The organism is Mammaliicoccus sp. P-M58 (assembly GCF_022386165.1).
Taxonomy (GTDB): domain Bacteria; phylum Bacillota; class Bacilli; order Staphylococcales; family Staphylococcaceae; genus Mammaliicoccus; species Mammaliicoccus sciuri.
Genome location: NZ_JAJNJI010000008.1, coordinates 106,399 through 128,086, shown reverse-complemented (window position 1 = coordinate 128,086; position 21,688 = coordinate 106,399). Strand labels below are relative to the sequence as shown.

Sequence of the window (21,688 nt, the reverse complement as noted above, 5' to 3'; positions counted from 1 at the left end):
CAACATGAATCAATTTTTCAAGAAGAAAGAACACCATTCTTCTCAATCAAATAAAAAACTTAAAAAAACACTCGGCGCTTTTGATTTAACCATGCTTGGAGTCGGAGCTGTTGTTGGTAGTGGTATTTTTATTTTACCCGGTGAAATATCTTCAACAATAACTGGACCTGGAATTATGCTTTCATTTATTATCGCTGCAATCGGATGCGGTTTAGCAGCTTTATGTTACTCTGAATTTTCATCAAAAATTCCTCAAGCTGGTAGTGCCTATACATATAGTTATTATGTTTTTGGTGAAGGTATTGCATGGATATTAGGTTGGGCATTATTACTTGAATATGGTTTAGCAATCGCAGCAGTCGCAAGTGGCTGGTCTTCATACGTCATTAATTTACTATCTGGTATGAATATCCATATTGTAAAAGCATTATCTGGTTCATGTGACCCATCTAGTGGTCATTATTTTGATTTACCAGCATTTATTATCATTATGTTCATTGGCGCATTATTAATTATTGGCGTAAAAGAATCTACACGTATCAATAATATTATGGTTATTGTCAAAATAATGGTTGTCCTACTCTTTATAATAGTAGGTATTTTTTATGTTAAACCTGATAATTGGAGTCCTTTCTTACCATTTGGTTTCAATGGTGTGTTAACAGGTGCTTCAATGGTGTTCTTTGCGTATATTGGATTTGATGCAGTATCATCTGCAGCTGAAGAAGTTAAAAATCCTCAAAAGAACATGCCAATCGGAATTATTGGTGCATTAACGATTTGTACTATTTTATACATTATTGTTTCAGCTGTACTTACAGGTGTCGTACCATATCAAAATTTAGAAGGTGTCGGTGCACCAGTTGCATTTGCATTACAATCCATTAATCAAAATTGGATAGCTGGATTCCTGTCACTAGGTGCTATCGTTGGTATGACAACAGTTATCTTCGTCATGTCTTATGGTGGAACGCGTTTAATATTCGCGATGAGTAGAGATGGTTTACTACCAAAAGTCTTCTCTAAAACGAATCAAAAACAAACACCCGTACAAAATACTGTCATACTCACGTTATCTATGGGAATCGTATCAGGGCTTGTACCTTTATCAGAACTCGCTTCACTAATTAATATCGGTACATTATTTGCATTTTGTACAGTTTCAATAGGCGTTCTGTTCTTAAGAAGAAATCGATCATTACCATCAGAAGGTTTTAATGTACCTTTATATCCCGTATTACCAATCGTATCCTTTATAATCTGTTTATACTTGATGACAAACTTAACACGTTCAACTTGGATTGCATTTATTATATGGTTTATTTTAGGTATTATCGTGTACTTTACGTACGGAATAAGACACTCAAAATTAAGAACCAAATAAAATTTTCAATTCCAAGATTTCAAAATTTACAATTCTATCGCTTTCTGTCATGATTCAAATATAGAAATCAAATTGATATAGAGAAAGAGGTTATCTTATGTTAATCATAAATGCGAAGTTTGAAGTTCAAGCACAAGCAGTTGAACAATATGAAGCATTGATTAAAGATTTAGTAGCATCATCAAGACAAGAAACCGGAAATATCGGTTACGAACACTTCAAATCAACAGAGTCAGACAATACTTATTTAATGTATGAAATTTGGGAAAGCCAAGAAGCTATAGAAGCACATAATAATAGCGAACACTTCCAACAATTTATTAAAAGTGTCAAACCATTATTAGCTGGACCTTCAGATATTAAAGTAAGTGCAAGCAAAGAATAGAACTTACTCATAGCTGAAGAATCCTATAAATAAACGAATAAGCATATCACTTATCTGAGAAACTCAGAAAATAAAGTGATATGCTTATTTTTTGTGTGATTATGTTGAGCTAACTTCCATTATTTCGAATTCTGGTAATTAGAAGATACTCATTAAGGGACATTTCTCGGAATTTTGTCCCTAATGACACGCCTATCAAACTAAATTCAACCAATTTCTACTTCCAAACTGGTTTATCTGATCCTCTGACCATCAAGACTGTATCGTAATGTCCTGGTGTTTCACTCATTTCTACTTGATCTGTCACACCTACATAAGTTCCAAGTGGTGTTTCTGCTTCAAATTGTTCTGGCGCTACTGCACGATGTTCTTCATTACTATTTGCTACTTCTTGTGCATAATCTTTATCAAATATACCTAGAGACATTAAATACGCAGACACTTTACTTAATGATACAGACACACTATAACTACCGCCTTCTACTGCTCTTCTTTCTAATGCTTTAATTGTACCGAGTTCTAACAACCATGAAATAACATAATCATTTACAACAACAATTGGTGGCAATGCGGGTTGTTCATCTGTTCCTTCTAAACTCATAACACCTGTGACACTTCCTGCCGTCTGATCAAATCCATTTCTATCTGACCATGGTCCTGCATGTCCATGTAAATTAACAGACGCATGTATGATACCGGGTTTCTTCTCTGCTAATGCTTCAGCTGTCACATTATATTTTTCCATAAATCCATGTCTTTTATTGATGAAGAATATATCTGCATCACTTAACAATTCATCAAATTTATCTCTATGTGACTGTTGATTAGTGATATCTAAATAAGTTGAACGCATTCCGACATTAGAAGTTAAATACATTGTTTCTACTTCTAACTCAGTTGGTCGCCATACATTGAGTACGTCTGCTCCATGAAGTGCTAAACCTCTACCTAGTCCTGCTCCTGCTATAACATGTCCCATTCCTAATGCTCTTATACCACTTAATGGTTGTTCTGGGTTCTCAGTAAATGGTATTGGATCAGATTCTCCTATTTTCTTAATTTCAATAAGTTCTGATTCTGCAATATATTTAAACTGTTCTTCTTCAACAAACTCTTCAACAGAGCGTACGAGTGGCATAACGATACCTTTTTTAGAACCCGCTTCTTCTAATTCTTTACCATTCCACTGTTTAATCGCTTTAGTAACCGCTTCTTTCGTTCCACGACAATCTAATAAATCCAATACATGCTCTTTAGCATTTGGATAAGGGTTTAATGGCATTACCCATCTATTATCTTTCGTCTCATAAAAATTAAATCTAAATGGTGTATGTGGATCTTCTTGACCTTTTGCTGGAAATCCATTTAATGTTTCCCATTTTCGTTCGTAAAAAGGTGATAATCTTTTTAATGCTTTTCTAATATCGACATGAATGTCTTGTCCTTTACCACCTCGAACTTGCCATAAATGAGCTAAAGCTACTGATTTAGCTGCCAATCCTAATCCTGCTAATCCGGCAATTCGCAATGTACTTGGTAATACTGGATCTTTACCATAGAATGTAACGTTACCACCACTATCTGCAGTCGTATAACCAACTGAATTAAGAATTTCTTCTAAAGCTGCATTTAAATCAAAATGATCGTCAGTTACTCTATTTCGTTTATTATTTAACAACGTTTCTTTCAACATTTCGGCATCTTGTTTCAATTTGTTCTCCTCCAATATTTTTCATATTATTATTATAAAAATGTTCGACTTTAAAAAACAATGTGTGTAAAATGAGAAAAGCAACACATTTTCAAATTATGTTGCATTCATAAGAAGGTGAATGATTTGGACAAGAAACAAAAACAATCCAGAAACAAAATACAGAATGCATTATTAACATGTTTAAATACAACGAGCATTCAATCCATAACGGTTAAACAGTTATGTGAAGAAGCTCGAATCAATCGTTCAACGTTTTATAGACATTATCCTTCAATTGAAGTATTAACTTCTCATACGATAACAAGTTACTTTCAATTACTATTCGGTGAACCTTATAAATTTTATTTAAAGCATCACAGCATTAGCGAATCACAATTCTATATTGCTAATAATATCTTTAGCCATATATCCCACAACGCATATTTCTATCAAACGATGTTCAAATACTATCCTAATTTCTATATTTTGCTTAAAAATCATATTCATCAAAGATATATTATCTTTTTTGAAGATACTGGCGTTCAAAATGACATGATATTAGATAAAGATATTGTCGCTGAATACGTTGCATCGGCTTATGCAGGCATGATACAAGGCTGGGTCATTAGAGCATTAGACATTCCTCCTGAAGAAATGGCACAAAGATTAATCACACTTAATTCAACAGGTCCCATCAAATTATTAATAGACGCAGAGAAAAAGCCAAGGCAATAAAATCATTGCCTTGGCTTTATATGAATTACATAAATTCTGATATTGTTTCTACTATTAAATATATATTAAGCACGCTTAGGACTACTGCGAGTATCCAAGATATAATATTAACCCATCTTTTATTGACGAATTGTTTACCCATGATCTTTGGATTACTTGTCGCCATGATTAATGGAATAATACTAAATGGTAAGGCTAAACTTAAAAATACTTGTGTGAAAATTAATAAATCTTCTATTTTTGTATCGCTTGATCCATATAACCACAAACATAGAAATACTGGTATAACTGCGATAACTCTTGTAATGATTCTACGTACCCATGGTTTAAGTTTAATTTTTAAGAAACCTTCCATAACAATTTGTCCTGATAATGTACCTGTTATTGTAGAATTTTGGCCTGAAGCTAATAATGCTATCGCAAACAGTGTACTCATAACAGCGCCACCTATTGCACCACCTACATGAGAGTGACTTAAAGCATCATATAAATCAAAGAATCTTCCTAAAGCTTCATGACTGCCAAAGAATAATGCTGCGCCTAATACCAATAATAAGCAATTAATGATAAACGCAATTGTTAATTGAATATTAGAATCTATTGTTGCATATTTAATCGCACTTTTTTTACCTTTATCTGTTCTTTCATAATTTCTAGACTGAACGATTGATGAATGTAAATATAAGTTGTGTGGCATAATCGTTGCACCAATAATACCTAACGCAATGTATAAAGCGCCTTTATTCGTAACAATTTCAGAACTTGGTAAAAATCCTGCCATTAAGGAACTAGCATCAGGTGAAGATAGATACACTTCAAACATAAAGATAATAAGAACTGTAAATATAAGTACACCTACAATTGCTTCTATTTTTCTAAATCCGAGTTTAATAATTAAAAGTAAAAGTAAAACATCTAATACTGTGATCGTTACCCCTAAAGTCAATGGAATGTTAAACAGTAAATTTAAAGCAATAGCACTACCAATTACTTCAGCAATATCAGTTGCCATAATTGCTAACTCTGCTAAAATCCAAGCAAATACGCCTAAAGACTTATTAGTCATATGCTCTGTAACTTGTGCTAAATCCATCCCACTTGCTATACCTAATCTTGCACACATGCTTTGTAATAGCATTGCAGATAAACTAGATATTAAAATCACAAATAATAATATATAACCGTACTGAGCCCCACCAGACATTGACGTAATCCAGTTACCCGGATCCATATATCCGACTGCCACAAGCAAACCAGGACCTAAATACATTAGGAACTTTCTAAAAGCATTTGCTTCAGCATCAAATGAGACCGTACTATTAATTTCTTCTAAACTTTTGCCCATTTCTAACACCTCTATATCAAGAGGATATACCTATTTATCTAATTTGTAAACATTTTAATTAGGTTAACCTAAACTTTTTGTTATAAAAAAAGAATCCAAAGCACATATTGTGCCTTAGACTCTTAAAATATTATACATTTTCTTCTTTTACTAAAGGATTGTCAGGTTTAATAAAGAACCACATGATGATTGCGAATGCTACTGGAACCATCATTAATTGTAGTGTCATTGTCCAACCAATTTTATCTGCTAATAAACCAGCTAATATTGGACTTAATAATGCACCAATATTACCCCATAAGTTCATCCAACCTGAAACTGTACCTGAGAAGTTACGTCCTAAATCTGTAGCAGTTGCCCAGCTCATGCCCATTGATAAACCTACACCACCAAGACATAAAGATAACCAGAAAATATTCATATATAAGTTATCTGTAGCTAACGCAAAGTATAGTGATATACAGAATACTACAAATCCAGTAATTGCGATTACACCACGTGCAACAAATTTAGATTTACCTGTAGATAAAATTTTATCTGAAATTGTACCACCTAGCATAATCAATATAAACATTGCTAACCAAGGTGCACCAGCGATAAAGCCCATTTCTTTAAATTCCACATGATATTCTTCGTGAATATATGTAGGTAACCAAATTAAAAATAATGTAATGACAAATTGTACAACGAAATATTGTGCTGCAATTGCATAGAAACTGAAACGTTTGAAGAAGATGTTCCAAGGGGCAGTTGTTTTACCTGTATCTACAACGTCACGTGTTTCCATAATAAATCTTTTTTCTGCTTCATTAACCATTTTATGTTGCTCTGGTAAATCTTTAGCGATAATCACCCATAAAATTGCAATTAATATGCCAACTAAACCGAAAATATAAAATACTGCTTGCCAACCAAACGCGTTCATAATCGCGATTGTTACGATTGGTGCAATTACTGGACCGAAGTATGAACCTGCTAATAATGCAGAAGATGCACGACCTTTTTCATTCTTATTAAACCAGTAACTATTAAATACAGCATTTGATGGGTACATAGGCGCTTCACCTACACCAAATAAGAAACGTACAAAGTATAGTAAGCCATGGTTTTTCACAATACCTGTAAGAATTGTGAAAGCACTCCACCATAATAATGCGATTGTTAACATTTTCTTAGGACCAAACTTTTCAGCTAATATTCCTGAAGGTACTTGCATTAAAGCATAACCAAGTGAGAAGAATGATGCTAATAGCCCGAATTGAGCTTTACTCATATTTAAATCTTCCATCATAGGTCCGGCGATAATAGAGATGTTTGAACGATCCATATATGCGATAATTCCTATAATAAAGAATGCAATTGCAAAAAACCATCTTATATTAGTTCTTTTTTCTTTCATAAATATCCAACTTTCTTAATTAATTTCCCTTCAAATTCATGTGGTCATATGATGACTCTATTTATTAATAAGTTGAATATAGCACAAACAGGAAACGCTTACAACATAAATTTTAAAGATTTATAATATTATTTCATTGTGAATAAATACACAAATATATAAAATTAAAACCCAGACATATGCCTGGGCTCATGTATTATTCTTTTTCATATGGGATAACATTATCACCATATTCATCTTTAATATATTTCTTCATTTCTTTAGACTGAAGTACTTTCAGAAGTTCTTGGAATTTCTCATCATTTTTATGACCTTCTTTTACAGCTAATATATTCGCAAATGGTGATGACTTATCTTCAATTGCTATCGAATCTTTTACTGGATTCAGTCCATTATCAATTGCATAGTTTGAATTCATAATCACTAAATCACCTTTACCACTGTTATATGTTTTAGGTAAAAATTCTGCGCCTTGTTTGTTATTAAAGTTCAAATTCTTTTTATTTTCTATAATATCATCAAATTTAGCATCTTCAATTTTCACCTTTGGATCTATTTTGATCAATCCTTCATTAACAAAGAATGATAAAAATCTTCCTTCTTCTGCTGGGTTGTTAGACACATAAATTGTTGCGCCATCAGGTAAGTGTTTCAAATCTTTATGTTTTTTACTATAAACACCCATTGGCGTTGTGAAAACTTTTCCTACCTCTTCAATTTTATATCCATGTGTTGCTTTTTCAGCTTTTAAGTAAGGCACATGTTGAAATAGATTTGCATCTACGTCACCTTTATCCAATAATTTGTTTGGCACTTTATAGTCATTTACTGTTTTAACTTCTAAGTCATAACCTTTTTCTTTCATTTTTTCCTTCGCATGTTCAACCACATCGCCATGCGGAGCCGGAGAAGCTGCTACCGTAATCTTTGTATTTTCATTTCCACTAGATTTCCCACAAGCAGCTAATAATAAAATAATACTGATAAAACTAACGAACTTTACGAGTTTGCTCATATGTATACACGCCTCTTTCCAAATTAAAATTAAAATTAAAAATAAAATTAAAAATAAAATTAAAAATAAAAAAACTTTCCCTAAAAAATTAGAGAAAGTTAGATAAACCTCCTCTCATCTTCAAAAGTTTAGACAAACTTTATGTGAATTAGCACCTTTCCAAATAGAAGGTTGCTGGGCTTCATAGGGCACATCCCTCAGCCACTCTTGATAAGAGTCTTTTATTATTTTTATTAATCCTATCATCGTACTCGAGATTAGTCAATTTGAAATTTTACACCGGAGAGTGAGGGGGGGTTTGGATGGCGGTGATAAGAGCAATGAGATATGTGAGTTGGGTCGACTCTTGGCTTTACTCATCACTTAAGCCATAACTTCCTCATTTTTCTATACTTATCTCTCAAATCTTCTTTAACTACGCGACTCTATTAATCGAATTCTACTATTATTCATGTGTCTCGATACAAAAACTTTCTACATTACAATGTGGACATAATAGCTTTCTTGTTTGATAAGTATGATTAGATTTGAACCATTCTGAGAAAAACGGTTTAAATTCATTTTGGCAATTTGGACATAAGTAACTTACAACAGCATAATATTTTTTTACGGCAAATGCTGCATACAATAGTACGAACGGATAAACGATGATAACTGGCTTCCATTTTTTCTTTGTTATCGCCATGGCAATGCTTGTATATTGGCCAATACCGACAATCATAGATACAAACATAAATTTACTTCTAAATTTTTTCATTAGTTGATGCTTTTTAGATTTATTTTTTAAATTCAAGATATTAGATACTGGATATTCGCTTTCTTCACTTATATTCTTTTTAATAAACTGAATTTGTTTCAATTGGTCACTTTCGTTTCGAATATTTTCCTCTAGCTCAATGATTTTTTCACTTAACAGTACATTGAGTGTGTTGATAGACTCATTTGATTTCAACAAAGCTTTAATTTCTTTCAAAGAAAAATTCATATCTTTCAAAATCAACACAATCTTTAATTGATTCAAATCCGCTTCTGTATATAATCTTCTATTATTTTCTGATGTTTCACTTGGACTGACAATTCCTTTCTTATCGTAATACTGTACTGTACGAACTGTTACATGACATACCTTGGCTACTTGTCCTGTAGTCATTTGCATACTAACCACTCCTCGTATTAATAGATTTTATACTTATATTCTATTTTATGACGTAGCGTCACAATCAACTTAAAAATACAAATTAATTTACTTTATAGCCGGTCAGACTGCCGGAACTCTAAAAATCTTTCATCTCCATAAAATTGGTATATACAGCCATTTGAAAACGCTTGATATTTACAACGGAATTTGACTATTAATTTTATAAGCGTATAATATTGTCCCGTGCTTTAATTTTAACAATAAAAACAAACAAAAATTGATTAAAAATTAGAATGGGAGATTGGATGAGTAATCATAACGAAAACAAAAAAATTAACCTGACCCAACTCGTACTATTAGGACTTGGTTCTTTAATCGGTTCTGGATGGTTATTTGGGGCATGGGAAGCATCATCAATTGCAGGTCCTGCCGCAATTATATCTTGGGTAATAGGCTTTATTGTTATAGGATCTATAGCTTATAACTATATTGAAATTGGAACAATGTTCCCACAATCTGGTGGTATGAGTAACTACGCGCAGTATACACATGGTTCACTGCTTGGTTTCATAGCATCATGGGCTAACTGGGTATCATTAGTAACGATTATCCCTATCGAGGCTGTATCAGCTGTTCAATACATCAGCTCTTGGCCATGGGATTGGGCTAAACCTACTAGTCAACTTATGCAAGATGGTTCAATTAGTAATATTGGATTATTTGCAGTATTTATTATCATTATTATTTTCTCATTATTAAATTATTGGTCAGTTAAACTATTAACATCATTTACAAGTTTAATATCATTCTTCAAATTAGGTGTGCCACTTGTAACGATTATTATGTTAATTATTTCTGGATTCGATACAGGAAACTATGGTTCATCAATAGGAGAATTTATGCCATATGGTAGTGCACCAATATTCGCTGCTACTACAGCTTCTGGTATTATATTCTCATTTAACGCATTCCAAACAATTATTAACATGGGATCTGAAATTCAAAATCCTGAAAAGAATATCTATAAAGGTATCTTAATTTCACTTTCTTTAAGTGCTGCATTATATATTATTTTACAAAGTACATTTATCACATCTATGCCAGCAGACATGCTTTCTGAAAGTGGTGGTTGGAGCGGTATTAATTTCGACTCACCATTTGCTAACTTAGCCATCATATTAGGATTAAACTGGTTAGCTATTCTATTATATTTAGAAGCCGTTGTATCACCATTTGGTACAGGTGTTTCTTTCGTAGCGATTACTGGTCGTGTATTACGTGCAATGGAGAAAAACGGTCATATTCCTAAATTCTTAGGTTCTATGAACGAAAAATACAATATTCCACGTGTCGCAATTGTATTTAACGCTATTGTCAGTATGATCATGGTTTCATTATTTAGAGATTGGGCAGTATTAGCAAGTGTTATCTCTACAGCAACACTTGTTGCATATTTAACTGGACCAACAACTGTTATTTCGTTAAGAAAAATGGCTCCGAATATGCATAGGCCATTCCGTGCGAAAATGCTCGGCTTTATGGCGCCATTTTCATTCGTTGTTGCATCACTCGCAATATATTGGGCTATGTGGCCAACAACAGCACAAGTTATATTTATTATCATTTTAGGTTTACCAATTTACTTCTTCTATGAATATAAGACAAATTGGACAAATACTAAAAAACAAATCGGTGGTAGTATTTGGATCATCGCATACCTTATCATTCTTGCTTTCTTATCATTTATCGGAAGTAAAGAATTTAACGGACTTAATTGGATCCACTACCCATATGATTTCATCGTTATTGCAGTTGTTGCACTTGTATTCTATAAATTAGGTACAACAAGCTACTTTGAAGGTATTTATTTCAAACGCGCGAAGAAAATTAATAAAAAAATGAAAGAAAACTTACCAGATGAATCTCAAGAATAATTATTAATTAAAAGCAATCGCTAATCGAGCGATTGCTTTTTTATGTTCTTGTCCCCTTATTACCCCTTTTCTTACTTAAGTTAAATCTACTATGTATTCAATTTTAATAATATTCATGCATTTAAAATTATTCGTTGTATCTTACAAACGTTGTCATATCAGTATAATCACAAAGGTGTACACAAAAATTAATAACATTTGTGATTAAAGCTTGTACAACTCTTTGATGACCTGTGTTAAATTATGACTAACAACAAAGGAGGTATTCAAAATACAAAAAGAAAACTTTAATATCATTTCAGAAATGATAAAAAATCCAAAAGTAAAAGGCAAAGACTTAGAATCAATGTTTAACATTTCACGAAGACAACTTGGGTACAGGATTCAAAAGTTAAATGACTGGTTTAAAGAACATGATTATCCGGAAATCGAGCGAACTAGCCAAGGTTATTTTATCGTTGATGACACCATTAAAGATTTTCTAAATGTTCCAATTGAATCCACCTATCAAGAGAATGAGCAGGTATATACCGCATACCAACGTGCACACCTCATTTTATTGATGTTGTTTAGTGAAGAAGAAGGTCTTTCATTAAATCACTTCTCAATCGATTTAGAAGTTAGTAAAAATACGATTCTAAATGATATTAAGAAATTGAAAGAACTTCTACAACCATACGAAGTTAATTTGAAATATAGTCGTACAAATGGTTATTACTTAGCTGGTAGTGAATTTGAAATTCGAAGGCTTCTTATGAGGCTCATCGATAAAGTCTTTACAATGCATATTGCTCAGTCTGATATCGTCAAAAGTTTAAGTATTATTGATGAAAAAATTGAATTAATCAATAAACAAATCACTAAAATCGAACAATATTTAGACAGGAAATTCATTGATCAAAGTACACAAACATTACCTTATAAACTTTATTTAATTTTACGAAGAATTAAGCATGACAAAATTGTTTCATCATTTTCTATAGGATATGACGATTTATCGGATACGAAAGAATATCAAGCAACAGAAATTTTGACATCGAACTATCCAAATATTCCGAGACAAGAAAAGTTATTCATTACTTTACAGTTGTTGTCAACGAGTGTTCAGTGGTCAGATGTCAGTGATATTCAACACATCCCAGAACTCAAAAAAGCACTTATAGACATGATTGTTCAATTTGAAAAAATTACTTTTATTAAATTTAAAGATCGAGATTCTTTGATAAACCAATTAATGCTTCATATGGAACCTGCTTTTTACAGAATCCGATATCAATTATCTGATGTAGAAGGTTTGGAAAATTCCTTAAAAGAAGATTATAAAGAACTCTTTCATCTCGTTAAATTATCTTCAAAACCTTTAGAAAAGTTCTTCGGGCAATCATTACCCGAAAATGAAATTGCTTATTTAACCATACTGATTGGTGGCAGTTTAAGAAGGCAAGATGAAGAAATTGAACAAAAAGTAAAAGCTGTTGTTGTTTGTACACAAGGTACATCCATTTCTCAGCTTATGTTACAAGAGTTGCGAAGTGTATTCCCTGAATTTATATTCCTTGATGCTTTATCATTACGCGATTTCAATCAGTATGAATTAGACTTTGATATCGTCTTTTCACCGATGCATATCATGACACCTAAAAAATTGTATATCACGAAAACGATATTAACTGCTCAAGAAAAACATGAACTACGGCAACATGTATTCGGTCAATTAAATAATACGATGAAAACAGAAATACAAGTCGAAAAAATGATTTCGGCTATAAGAGAACATGCAACAATTCATAATGAATCAGAGCTTTTCAAAATCGTAAAAGCACAATTTGAAGATACGTATGCATATTCATCGGTTAAAGCATCAACATTATCTATCAATAGTACTTTGAACTTACAAGATTTATTACCAACCAATCATATTAATTTTGTAGAGCGCTTAGCTGATATTGAAGAAGCCATTCAATTAACGGCTAACCCGTTAGTAAGAATGAAATATGTCGACCCGCTCTATGTAGATAAGATGCATGCAGCATTTGATGATACGTATATGGTTATTAACCAAAATATCGCAATCCCTCATGCTGATGGTGATCAAGTCGTTCATAGAACTGCAATGAGTATGTTGATTCTGAAAGAGCCACTCGAGTTGAGTACTGGATTAAAAGTTCATATCTTTGTCGCAATCGCTGCTACAGATAAGTTCAAACATTTAAGACCACTACTACAACTGAGAGATATGTCTCAAGACGATGAAGCTATACAACAAATTGTTCAAACAGATTCAAAAATTGATGTATATAAAATCATTCAACACTTTTCAAAAATAGATTAAGTCAAAGGGGTTGCATAATATGCAAGATTTAAAGATCGATGCTTCTAACGTCATTCTAGATTTAGAAGCTAAGACGAATGTTGAAGCGTTGAGTAAGTTGTCAGATGTTATGTATCAAAATAATTATGTTAAAGACACTTACAAAGACGCAGTGATAGAAAGAGAAAAGTCATTTGCAACTGGTTTACCAACTGTATATTGCTCAGTGGCAATCCCACATACCGACATACAACACGTTCAGACGAGATCAATAGGTATTGCAGTACTAAAAGAAACCGTTCCATTTGTCATTATGGGAGAAATTGAAGAAACAACAGATGTGAAATTAATATTCATGTTAGCAATGGATAAAGAAGATGCTCAACTATCATTATTACAAAAACTGATGGGAATCTTCCAAAACAATCAATTACTTGAATTGATTGCCAATGCACAAGATAAACAAACAATTGTAGATGCAATAGATAAAGAATTAAGCGAAGTATAAAAAATTAACATGAAGAGTTCGATGTACACATCGACTCAAATTAGGAGGAAATTATTATGAAACAAGTATTAGTAGCATGTGGAGCAGGAATCGCAACGTCAACAGTGGTTAACAACGCAATTGAGGAAATGGCTAAAGAACACAACATTAAAGTAGATTTAAAACAAATCAAAATCTCTGAAGTTGGTGCATACGCTGATACAGCCGATTTATTAGTCACAACAGCAATGACGCAAAAAGAATACAAATTCCCAGTTATTAACGCACGTAACTTCTTAACTGGAATTGGTGTTGAAGATACTAAGAAAGAAATTTTAGACGCTTTACAAAGTTAAACAAATTCAAAATTAAAAACTAGCATGAGGTTGGAATAAATCATATTTCATCCTCATTCTTCTAAAAAGAGGATGGTGTAGGGAATGAATGGTTTTGTAAATTTTATTCAAGCATTTCTTGATTTAGGTGCAACGGTGATTTTACCGATTGTCATATTCTTATTAGGGTTATTTTTCAGACAGAAAGTTGGCGCAGCATTTAGATCTGGTTTAACGATTGGTGTTGCCTTTGTAGGTATTTTCTTAGTAATTGATTTACTTGTAAATAATTTAGGACCTGCAGCACAAGCAATGGTTAAAAATTTAGGCGTAAGTTTAAATGTAATCGATGTAGGTTGGCCTGCTACATCATCAATTGCATGGGCATCTGTTATCGCTGCATTTATTATTCCTTTAGGTATTGTGATTAATGTCATTATGTTATTAACTAAAACAACTAAAACAATGAACGTTGATATTTGGAACTTCTGGCACTATACATTCTGTGGTGCGATGGTGTATGCCGTTTCAGGGAGCATTTGGCAATCATTAGTTGCAGCTGCATTATTCCAAATCGTCTGCTTAAAAGTAGCTGACTGGACTGCACCAATGATGAGTAAATTCTATGATTTACCAGGTGTATCTATTGCAACTGGTAGTACGATTTCTTATGTACCTGGTATCTTCCTTGTTAAAGGTCTTCAAAAAGTGCCTGGTATTAACAAATTAAATGCTGACCCAGATACAATTCAAAAACGTTTCGGCGCATTCGGTGAATCTATCTTCGTAGGTTTAGTACTTGGTTTAGCAATTGGTTTATTAGCTGGCTACAATGCTGGTGACGTTATTAACTTAGGTATGTCAATGGCTGCTGTTATGGTCTTAATGCCTCGTATGGTTAAGATTCTTATGGAAGGTTTAATGCCTGTATCAGAATCAGCTCGTACTTGGTTAAACAAACGCTTTGGAGATCGTGAAATTTATATTGGTTTAGATGCTGCGGTTGCATTAGGTCATCCAGCTGTTATCTCAACTGCTTTAATCTTAGTACCTGTAACTGTATTATTAGCTGTTATTTTACCTGGTAACCAAGTATTACCTTTTGGTGACTTAGCAACAATTCCATTTATCGTCGCATTTATCGTAGGTGCAGCACGCGGTAATATCATACATTCAGTTATCGTTGGTGCAATTATGATTGCTATTTCACTATATATCGCAACAGATGTAGCACCTATCTTCACAAGCATGGCTGACGGTACAAATGTGAAAATGCCATCAGGATCTTCACAAATCTCAAGTCTTGACCAAGGTGGTAACATCTTAAACTATATTATCTTCAAGTTCTTTGCATTGTTCAACTAACATTAAGGGGATGACTTTAAATGAAAGCATTAGTAAAAACAGCACCTGGTTTTGGTAATTTAGAAATTTTAGATAAAGAAATTCCAGAACCAAATGAAAATGAGATAAAAATAAAAGTTCATTATGCCGGTATTTGTGGTACAGATGTTCACACTTATGAAGGTCATTACAATGTAAACTTCCCTGTAACACTTGGCCATGAGTTTTCTGGAGAAATCGTTGCGCTTGGTGATAAAGTTGAAGGATTTGAAATTGGTGATCGTGTAACGTCTGAGACAACATATTATATTTGTGGTGAATGTGAATACTGTCAATCTGGAGACTACAATTTATGTAATCATCGTAAAGGTTTAGGTACGCAACAAAATGGTGGCTTCACACAATATCTTGTAGCAAGAGCAGCAAGTGTTCACAAGTTGCCTGACAATGTTTCTTATAAAGCCGCTTCTATGACAGAACCTCTTGCTTGTGCACATCACGCAGTGTCTAAAATTGAAATTAATCAAGGTGATACTGTTGTTGTTATGGGACCAGGTCCAATTGGTCTACTCGTCGCACAAGTCGTTAAAAGTAAAGGTGGAAAAGTCGTTATAACTGGTTTAGATAACGATAAAGCGCGTTTAGCAAAAGCAGAAGAATTAAATTTAGATCATGTTGTGAATATTCAACATACAGACTTAAAAGAATATGTTAACAACATTACAGACGGATACGGTGCAGATGTTGTATTAGAATGTTCTGGCGCTGTACCTGCTGCTAAACAGGGTCTTAATCTATTACGCAAAAAAGGTCTATATGTCCAAGTTGGTATTTTTAAAGATTCAGAAATACCTTTTGATTTGGAAAAAATCGTTCAAAAAGAAATTAGAGTTGTTGGTAGTAGAAGTCAGAAACCTGCCGATTGGGAACCATCATTACAACTCATGAGTACTGGACAAGTAAATGCAGAAGCACTTGTTACTGCTGAGCTTGATATTACTGAATGGGATGAAGGTTACAATCACATTAAAGGCGGCGAAGGTATTAAAGTATTACTTCGCCCTATCGAATAAACAAATAATCTTTTTAAAGATAAAAAAGGAGAATGTTGATTATGGTTGAACACATGTTAGATTTTATGCTTGGGCCAATGAGAGGTATTACACAATTCTATATGGATAATTTACTCGTATGTAATAGTGCTGTCTTCTTAAGTTATTTCGGTTCTAAACTTTTCAAGAAGAAGAAATTGACTTCAGAACAAACCTCATAATATAAATAGAGGGGAGGATAATACTTTTGAAAGCCTTAAATTTATATGGTATTGAAGATTTAAGATTTGAAGAAACAGCTGTACCAAAGATAGATGCACCAAATGATGTCATTATTAAAGTTAAAGCAACAGGTATCTGTGGATCAGATACCTCCCGCTACAAAAAGCTTGGACCTTACAAACAAGGTATGACGTTCGGACATGAATTTTCAGGAATTGTTGAGGAAGTTGGTAGCGACGTATCGGGGTTAAATGTCGGTGATGCTGTAACAGGATGCCCCGCTGTCGTATGCCATCAATGCCATTACTGTGAAAAAGGTGAATACTCACGTTGTGAAAATTTATATGTGATTGGATCATATGAACCTGGTTGTTTTGCAGAATATGTGAAACTCCCAGCAAACAATGTACTTAAAGTACCAGACAATGTAGATTTAAATACTGCAGCAATGGTCGAACCTTCTGCAGTCGTTGCACATGGATTTTACAGAACACGTATGAAACCGGGTGCAACTGTAGCAGTCATGGGATGTGGAAGCATTGGATTACTAGCCATTCAATGGTCGAAAATATTCGGAGCAGCTAAAATAATCGCAATAGATATTGATGACCATAAGTTAGAAATCGCTAAGGAACTCGGCGCGGATTATACGATTAATTCTAAAGAAACAGACTTAGATGAAGCTATATCTGCAATACCTGAAAAAATTGATGTTGCTGTTGAATCAGCAGGATCACCATTTACAATAGGACAAGTACTTACATTACCTACTAAAGGTGGCGAAGTCTTACTATTAGGTATTCCATATTCAGATATCGAGATTCATCGTCAACATTTCGAAAAGATATTAAGAAATGAGCTTAATGTCATAGGTTCATGGAACGGTTTATCCGCCCCATTTCCAGGAAAAGAATGGGCAGCTACACTACATTATATGTCTACAGGAGAAATTGATGTGAAACCCATTATCTCCGATGTACTTCCTTTATCAAAAGGACCAGAAACATTTGAAAACTTAGTAAACAGAAAGAAACAGTACGATAAAGTAATCTTCCACCCATAAATAAACATAACCATATATCAATAATACCTTAAGAAGGAACAGGGGCAGGGGCGCCGCGTATGGCGCCCCTGTTTTTTGGTTGGGTATGGGAGATTGGGGGATGTTAATAAAAGTACGGCGCCTATTTATCTTGTTTGACCAGTCTTGATAAATACGAGGCCCCTATTTATCTTGTTTGACCAGTCTTGATAAATACGAGGCCCCTATTTATCTTGTTTGGGCAGTCTTAATAAATACGAGGCCCCTATTTATCTTGTTTGACCAGTCTTGATAAATACGATGCCCTATTTATCTTGTTTGGGCAGTCTTGATAAATACTCTTCAAAACTTAAAGATGATACTTATTTATTATCAAGATAATATTTCTTTGGTTTCTTATTAATAAACCTAAAATTTTTATCAAGCACCCTTCTAATAGTTAAACTATTCTCCACACCACACCATTTTTGGGCTTCTGATAAAGTAAAAGGCTCCCCTTTGCAGATATAGAATTCCATTAAATTATACAAGTACAATTTATTTCTACTAATTTCAAAGTGACAGAATTTACAACCTAGATATTTCTTTCGTTCTTCTACCTCAACTGTATTCAATCTCTTACATTTCGGGCATTTCAATCCTGGTCTTAGACTAGCCATCGGGACTTTTTTAATATTGTTATAAAGATGTGAAAAGTCACTATGCTCTTGTTGAAACATATGTAAGATATTAGCATTTTCTATAGTATGATTATTTTTGAACATATATTTAAGTTTGTGTAATTCTGTTGGTAATAGAATATTGAAATGATTTGGCATTGTACCTTTTAAAGTAAATTTGGGGTTTGAAAAAATAAGATAGGAATGTAAGGGTTTGTTGATATTCAAATGGGATATTAAATGATTCAATTCATAATTGGCTCGTCGCAGTTGCTGAAAAGGTGTATAAAACATATTTCCAAATTCGTTCATAAGCTGACCATCTTTAATCGTATAATCTCCAGAATAATGTTTAACCTCAAAGTGACATATAGCATCATCCGTTATAATTAAAAAATCAATCTGAACGCGATTTTTGTGACTTATATGAAAATCATATAAATAATGAAGATCTGGATATTCATCAAGAATACCTTTAATGAAAAGTTCACCCTCCAGACCTTTAATATAGTTCCTCGTATCTTCATCAAGTTTATCTTGAATGATACGATTTTTGAGAGCCAGTAAGTATGTTTGACTATTCATCGATGCACCTCCATAATTCTTTACAATTATTATAGAGAATGCGCAGGAAAAGATAAACTAAAATTTTCTTATTCTCATCCCCCACCACCAACCATTTACAATCACTTCATCTACCGATACAATACTCTCAATAGTTTAATTTGAAGGGGTGTTTTATATGACTTTATTATCTATGACGATTTATGCGATTGTTTCTAGTTTCACGCCTGGACCTAATAACATTATGTCTTTATATTATTCTAAACAAACTGGTCTGCGAGGTACAGTACGTTTCTGTATCGGTGTTGCGCTTGGCTTCTTTTTATTACTGCTCGTATCTAATTTCTTTAGTTCTGCTTTGTATCACCTATTCCCTAAAATACAATTATATATGAAGATTTTCGGGGCAATTTATTTACTTTATTTAGCATATAAAATTGGAACGAGTAAAGGTACGGATGCTCAATCGTTTAGTAATAGATACAATAATATTAAATTTGGTATGTTGTTACAGTTCGTAAATCCTAAAGGTGTGATTTATGCGTTAAGTGTTGTAGCTGCATTTATAACACCAAACTTTGAACATTTCTCTATCCAAATCATCTTAATTACATATTTAGCGCTCATCGGATTTCTATCCTCATTCAGCTGGAGTGTCTTTGGTTCAATCTTTAAAAAGTTTATTAATCAACATGAATTAGCATTTAATATCATAATGGCCCTACTTCTCGTATATACTGCTATCTCCATCCTCTTCACATAATAATGCCCCCTAATCCATAATTGATGGTATAGGGGGTATTGTATTAACTGTTTTGATCATTTCTTATTACATATGCATCCAAAAGTATTCTAGATAAAACTTGTAATGGTAACCGTGACCTAACTTCATATTCAGGTAAATAATTTTTATCAGATTTAAATCCTAATAAAATGATATCGCATAGTTCATATAGTCTACCTTCTTTATTTGTTGTTAAACAAATTGTTTTGACGTTTAAGTTTTTACAATATTCAGCAGCTTCCACCAGTTCTTCTGTTTCACCATTCAAAGAAATAAATATTACTAAATCATCTTTTGTAAATGTTTTTGATTTTATTCGAATTATGTTCGGATCATTATGCTCCTCAGTATATTTATTTAGTAATTGCAGTTTGATTGTCATTTCATTTGATATATGTTCTGAAAATCCTCTTGCAAATATAGTAACTTTTTTACTGTATTTAATCGCTGATATAGCATCCTCTATTATAGAAGATTGAATGTATCTAATAGTCTTATCAACTTCTTCTTTATTTTTAATAATCGCAGTTTGAATTTGACTATCAATGTATTCTACTTGTTCCAATGATTTTGGATTAGTATTAGAAATCTCTGTTGCAATTTGAAACTTAAAATCCGTAAAACCACTGTAGTCTAGTTTTTTCATACATCTTACTATCGTTGAAGTAGATACATTAGCATCTTCGCTCAATTTAATAATAGAAAGATTTACCATATCAAGATAATTTTTTTCTATATAGTTTATTAAGTATTTATCACTATCACTTAACTTACTATAAAAATATTGTACACGTTGTTGAAAATTCATGTTAACCCTCCTTATGTAAATATTTTCACTTTATTTTTACTATATCATAGAAAGTGTAAACATTTTCATTCTTGCACATGCCATAATCATTATTAAGAAAGGATGTTTGCTTATGATATACACTTGTACATTAAACACAGCTATTGATATGTTCGTTCATATGAATGATTTTAAACCTGATTATGTAAATAGAAGTATTTATGACGAGTTTCAACCTAATGGAAAAGGAGTTAACATATCTGTAATTTTAAGTAAATTAGGTACTCCTAATATCGCAACAGGATTTGTAGGAGGATTTAGTGGGAAATTTGTCAAAGATGAATTAGAAAAAATGAAAATTCAAACAGATTTTATTGAAGTAGAAGGTAATACTAGAATTAATGTATTTCTTAAATCAAACCAAGGTGAATATAAAATTGTTAATTCGGGACCTACCATTAAGAAAAATGAGATAAATACACTATTAGCCAAAATAAAAAATTTGAATAGTAATGATATTCTTTTTGTATCTGGAAGTCTTCCCAAAGGTATTGATGGTGAAATATTATTAACAATTGCAAAATTATCAAAATCAATAGGATTTAAATTAATTATTGATACCAGCCATCCTATTCTAAAAGAAATTATTAAATACAAACCGTTTTTAATCAAACCTAATGAAGAAGAGTTACAAAACCTTTTCCCTAACCATGATCTAAAATCTGATAAAGACATCGCATATGTATCCAATCTACTTATTAGAGAGGGTTGTCAAAATGTTTTAGTATCTGTTGGAGAAAATGGAGCATATTTTTTCAATAAATATTGTAGTTATCATTGTACTGCTCCTAAAGGTGAAGTTTTAAATACAGCTGGAGCTGGAGATACAATTTTAGCAACATTTTATCATACTTTTCAAGAGACTTTAGATGAAGCTACCGCTCTCAAAAAAGCTGTTGTTTCCGGTTCTTCTACGGCATTTAAATCAGGACTCACAGATTTTAGCGATACCGAAGAATTATTGAAAGAGATTCAAATTTCAACATTAAACGTTACTAAACAGGGGTGATATT

20 protein-coding genes and 1 riboswitch are annotated in these 21,688 nt (G+C 32.8%); of the genes, 13 read left to right on the top strand and 7 right to left on the bottom strand.

The window, feature by feature from the left end; all coding sequences use genetic code 11:
* The first annotated feature begins 4 nt into the window (after positions 1-4).
* Positions 5-1,384, top strand: coding sequence for an amino acid permease (locus tag LQ694_RS10315; RefSeq protein ID WP_239772019.1), 1,380 nt, complete (start codon positions 5-7; stop codon positions 1,382-1,384).
* A gap of 97 nt (positions 1,385-1,481) precedes the next feature.
* The gene (locus LQ694_RS10310; RefSeq protein WP_025906958.1) at positions 1,482-1,769 is read left to right on the top strand and encodes a putative quinol monooxygenase; all 288 of its coding nucleotides are present in this window, start codon (positions 1,482-1,484) and stop codon (positions 1,767-1,769) included.
* 217 nt (positions 1,770-1,986) lie between these two features.
* Here the strand turns inward: LQ694_RS10310 and LQ694_RS10305 are convergent, their stop codons facing one another.
* Positions 1,987-3,480: a CoA transferase gene (locus LQ694_RS10305; protein ID WP_025906959.1), complete on the bottom strand. Its 1,494-nt coding sequence runs from the start codon at positions 3,478-3,480 to the stop codon at positions 1,987-1,989.
* Between the two features lie 126 nt (positions 3,481-3,606).
* Between LQ694_RS10305 and LQ694_RS10300 the strand changes: the two genes are divergently transcribed.
* Positions 3,607-4,197 (top strand): TetR/AcrR family transcriptional regulator, encoded by a 591-nt coding sequence (locus LQ694_RS10300; protein WP_058612330.1) that lies wholly within the window; start codon positions 3,607-3,609, stop codon positions 4,195-4,197.
* A 25-nt stretch (positions 4,198-4,222) separates the two neighbouring features.
* Here the strand turns inward: LQ694_RS10300 and LQ694_RS10295 are convergent, their stop codons facing one another.
* The 4 genes from LQ694_RS10295 to LQ694_RS10280 all read right to left on the bottom strand — a co-directional run bounded on the left by LQ694_RS10295 (position 4,223) and on the right by LQ694_RS10280 (position 9,112).
* The gene (locus LQ694_RS10295) at positions 4,223-5,542 is read right to left on the bottom strand and encodes an Nramp family divalent metal transporter (RefSeq protein ID WP_058612331.1); all 1,320 of its coding nucleotides are present in this window, start codon (positions 5,540-5,542) and stop codon (positions 4,223-4,225) included.
* A 130-nt stretch (positions 5,543-5,672) separates the two neighbouring features.
* A complete protein-coding gene (locus LQ694_RS10290; RefSeq protein ID WP_025906962.1) occupies positions 5,673-6,941 on the bottom strand; it encodes a pyruvate MFS transporter in 1,269 nt (422 codons plus the stop codon).
* 196 nt (positions 6,942-7,137) lie between these two features.
* Positions 7,138-7,956: a MetQ/NlpA family ABC transporter substrate-binding protein gene (locus tag LQ694_RS10285; protein ID WP_218697127.1), complete on the bottom strand. Its 819-nt coding sequence runs from the start codon at positions 7,954-7,956 to the stop codon at positions 7,138-7,140.
* 111 nt (positions 7,957-8,067) lie between these two features.
* Positions 8,068-8,173, bottom strand: a riboswitch (SAM riboswitch).
* A gap of 228 nt (positions 8,174-8,401) precedes the next feature.
* A complete protein-coding gene (locus tag LQ694_RS10280; protein WP_058612333.1) occupies positions 8,402-9,112 on the bottom strand; it encodes a MerR family transcriptional regulator in 711 nt (236 codons plus the stop codon).
* 287 nt (positions 9,113-9,399) lie between these two features.
* Between LQ694_RS10280 and LQ694_RS10275 the strand changes: the two genes are divergently transcribed.
* The 8 genes from LQ694_RS10275 (at position 9,400) to LQ694_RS10240 (ending at position 17,842) form a co-directional block, all read left to right on the top strand.
* A complete protein-coding gene (locus tag LQ694_RS10275) occupies positions 9,400-11,028 on the top strand; it encodes an APC family permease (RefSeq protein ID WP_218697125.1) in 1,629 nt (542 codons plus the stop codon).
* A 346-nt stretch (positions 11,029-11,374) separates the two neighbouring features.
* Positions 11,375-13,360 (top strand): BglG family transcription antiterminator, encoded by a 1,986-nt coding sequence (locus LQ694_RS10270; protein WP_231492986.1) that lies wholly within the window; start codon positions 11,375-11,377, stop codon positions 13,358-13,360.
* A gap of 19 nt (positions 13,361-13,379) precedes the next feature.
* The gene (locus LQ694_RS10265) at positions 13,380-13,847 is read left to right on the top strand and encodes a PTS sugar transporter subunit IIA (protein WP_218697121.1); all 468 of its coding nucleotides are present in this window, start codon (positions 13,380-13,382) and stop codon (positions 13,845-13,847) included.
* A 56-nt stretch (positions 13,848-13,903) separates the two neighbouring features.
* Positions 13,904-14,182 carry a PTS sugar transporter subunit IIB gene (locus LQ694_RS10260; protein WP_037590477.1) on the top strand — a complete coding sequence of 93 codons (279 nt, stop codon included), beginning with the start codon at positions 13,904-13,906 and terminating at the stop codon, positions 14,180-14,182.
* A gap of 84 nt (positions 14,183-14,266) precedes the next feature.
* Positions 14,267-15,526, top strand: coding sequence for a PTS galactitol transporter subunit IIC (locus LQ694_RS10255; RefSeq protein ID WP_049320543.1), 1,260 nt, complete (start codon positions 14,267-14,269; stop codon positions 15,524-15,526).
* 20 nt (positions 15,527-15,546) lie between these two features.
* Entirely contained in the window at positions 15,547-16,578 is a 1,032-nt protein-coding gene (locus LQ694_RS10250) for a zinc-binding dehydrogenase (RefSeq protein ID WP_218697119.1), read from the top strand.
* Positions 16,579-16,619: 41 nt separating this feature from the next.
* Complete coding sequence (locus LQ694_RS10245; protein WP_049320541.1) at positions 16,620-16,778, top strand: hypothetical protein; 159 nt, start codon at positions 16,620-16,622, stop codon at positions 16,776-16,778.
* Positions 16,779-16,804: 26 nt separating this feature from the next.
* Positions 16,805-17,842: a galactitol-1-phosphate 5-dehydrogenase gene (locus tag LQ694_RS10240; RefSeq protein WP_218697117.1), complete on the top strand. Its 1,038-nt coding sequence runs from the start codon at positions 16,805-16,807 to the stop codon at positions 17,840-17,842.
* 341 nt (positions 17,843-18,183) lie between these two features.
* Here LQ694_RS10240 and LQ694_RS10235 read toward each other — a convergent pair whose 3' ends face one another.
* Positions 18,184-19,065: a nuclease-related domain-containing protein gene (locus LQ694_RS10235; protein WP_204201041.1), complete on the bottom strand. Its 882-nt coding sequence runs from the start codon at positions 19,063-19,065 to the stop codon at positions 18,184-18,186.
* Between the two features lie 157 nt (positions 19,066-19,222).
* Here LQ694_RS10235 and LQ694_RS10230 point away from each other — a divergent pair, with 157 nt between their 5' ends.
* Positions 19,223-19,807, top strand: a complete 585-nt coding sequence (locus LQ694_RS10230) for a LysE family translocator (RefSeq protein WP_049320538.1) — start codon at positions 19,223-19,225, stop codon at positions 19,805-19,807.
* A 43-nt stretch (positions 19,808-19,850) separates the two neighbouring features.
* Here LQ694_RS10230 and LQ694_RS10225 read toward each other — a convergent pair whose 3' ends face one another.
* Positions 19,851-20,636, bottom strand: a complete 786-nt coding sequence (locus tag LQ694_RS10225; protein ID WP_049320537.1) for a MurR/RpiR family transcriptional regulator — start codon at positions 20,634-20,636, stop codon at positions 19,851-19,853.
* Between the two features lie 112 nt (positions 20,637-20,748).
* Here LQ694_RS10225 and pfkB point away from each other — a divergent pair, with 112 nt between their 5' ends.
* A complete protein-coding gene (pfkB, locus tag LQ694_RS10220; RefSeq protein ID WP_096791656.1) occupies positions 20,749-21,684 on the top strand; it encodes a 1-phosphofructokinase in 936 nt (311 codons plus the stop codon).
* Positions 21,685-21,688: the final 4 nt, after the last annotated feature.

Excerpts from the sequence above, each read along its gene's own strand:
- LQ694_RS10315 (WP_239772019.1), top strand. The coding sequence starts at position 5 with ATGAATCAATTTTTCAAGAAGAAAGAACACCATTCTTCTCAATCAAAT.
- LQ694_RS10310 (WP_025906958.1), top strand. The coding sequence starts at position 1,482 with ATGTTAATCATAAATGCGAAGTTTGAAGTTCAAGCACAAGCAGTTGAA.
- LQ694_RS10295 (WP_058612331.1), bottom strand. The coding sequence starts at position 5,542 with ATGGGCAAAAGTTTAGAAGAAATTAATAGTACGGTCTCATTTGATGCT.
- LQ694_RS10290 (WP_025906962.1), bottom strand. The coding sequence starts at position 6,941 with ATGAAAGAAAAAAGAACTAATATAAGATGGTTTTTTGCAATTGCATTC.
- LQ694_RS10285 (WP_218697127.1), bottom strand. The coding sequence starts at position 7,956 with ATGAGCAAACTCGTAAAGTTCGTTAGTTTTATCAGTATTATTTTATTA.
- LQ694_RS10280 (WP_058612333.1), bottom strand. The coding sequence starts at position 9,112 with ATGCAAATGACTACAGGACAAGTAGCCAAGGTATGTCATGTAACAGTT.
- LQ694_RS10275 (WP_218697125.1), top strand. The coding sequence starts at position 9,400 with ATGAGTAATCATAACGAAAACAAAAAAATTAACCTGACCCAACTCGTA.
- LQ694_RS10270 (WP_231492986.1), top strand. The coding sequence starts at position 11,375 with ATGTTTAACATTTCACGAAGACAACTTGGGTACAGGATTCAAAAGTTA.
- LQ694_RS10265 (WP_218697121.1), top strand. The coding sequence starts at position 13,380 with ATGCAAGATTTAAAGATCGATGCTTCTAACGTCATTCTAGATTTAGAA.
- LQ694_RS10260 (WP_037590477.1), top strand. The coding sequence starts at position 13,904 with ATGAAACAAGTATTAGTAGCATGTGGAGCAGGAATCGCAACGTCAACA.
- LQ694_RS10255 (WP_049320543.1), top strand. The coding sequence starts at position 14,267 with ATGAATGGTTTTGTAAATTTTATTCAAGCATTTCTTGATTTAGGTGCA.
- LQ694_RS10250 (WP_218697119.1), top strand. The coding sequence starts at position 15,547 with ATGAAAGCATTAGTAAAAACAGCACCTGGTTTTGGTAATTTAGAAATT.
- LQ694_RS10245 (WP_049320541.1), top strand. The coding sequence starts at position 16,620 with ATGGTTGAACACATGTTAGATTTTATGCTTGGGCCAATGAGAGGTATT.
- LQ694_RS10235 (WP_204201041.1), bottom strand. The coding sequence starts at position 19,065 with ATGAATAGTCAAACATACTTACTGGCTCTCAAAAATCGTATCATTCAA.
- LQ694_RS10230 (WP_049320538.1), top strand. The coding sequence starts at position 19,223 with ATGACTTTATTATCTATGACGATTTATGCGATTGTTTCTAGTTTCACG.
- LQ694_RS10225 (WP_049320537.1), bottom strand. The coding sequence starts at position 20,636 with ATGAATTTTCAACAACGTGTACAATATTTTTATAGTAAGTTAAGTGAT.
- pfkB (WP_096791656.1), top strand. The coding sequence starts at position 20,749 with ATGATATACACTTGTACATTAAACACAGCTATTGATATGTTCGTTCAT.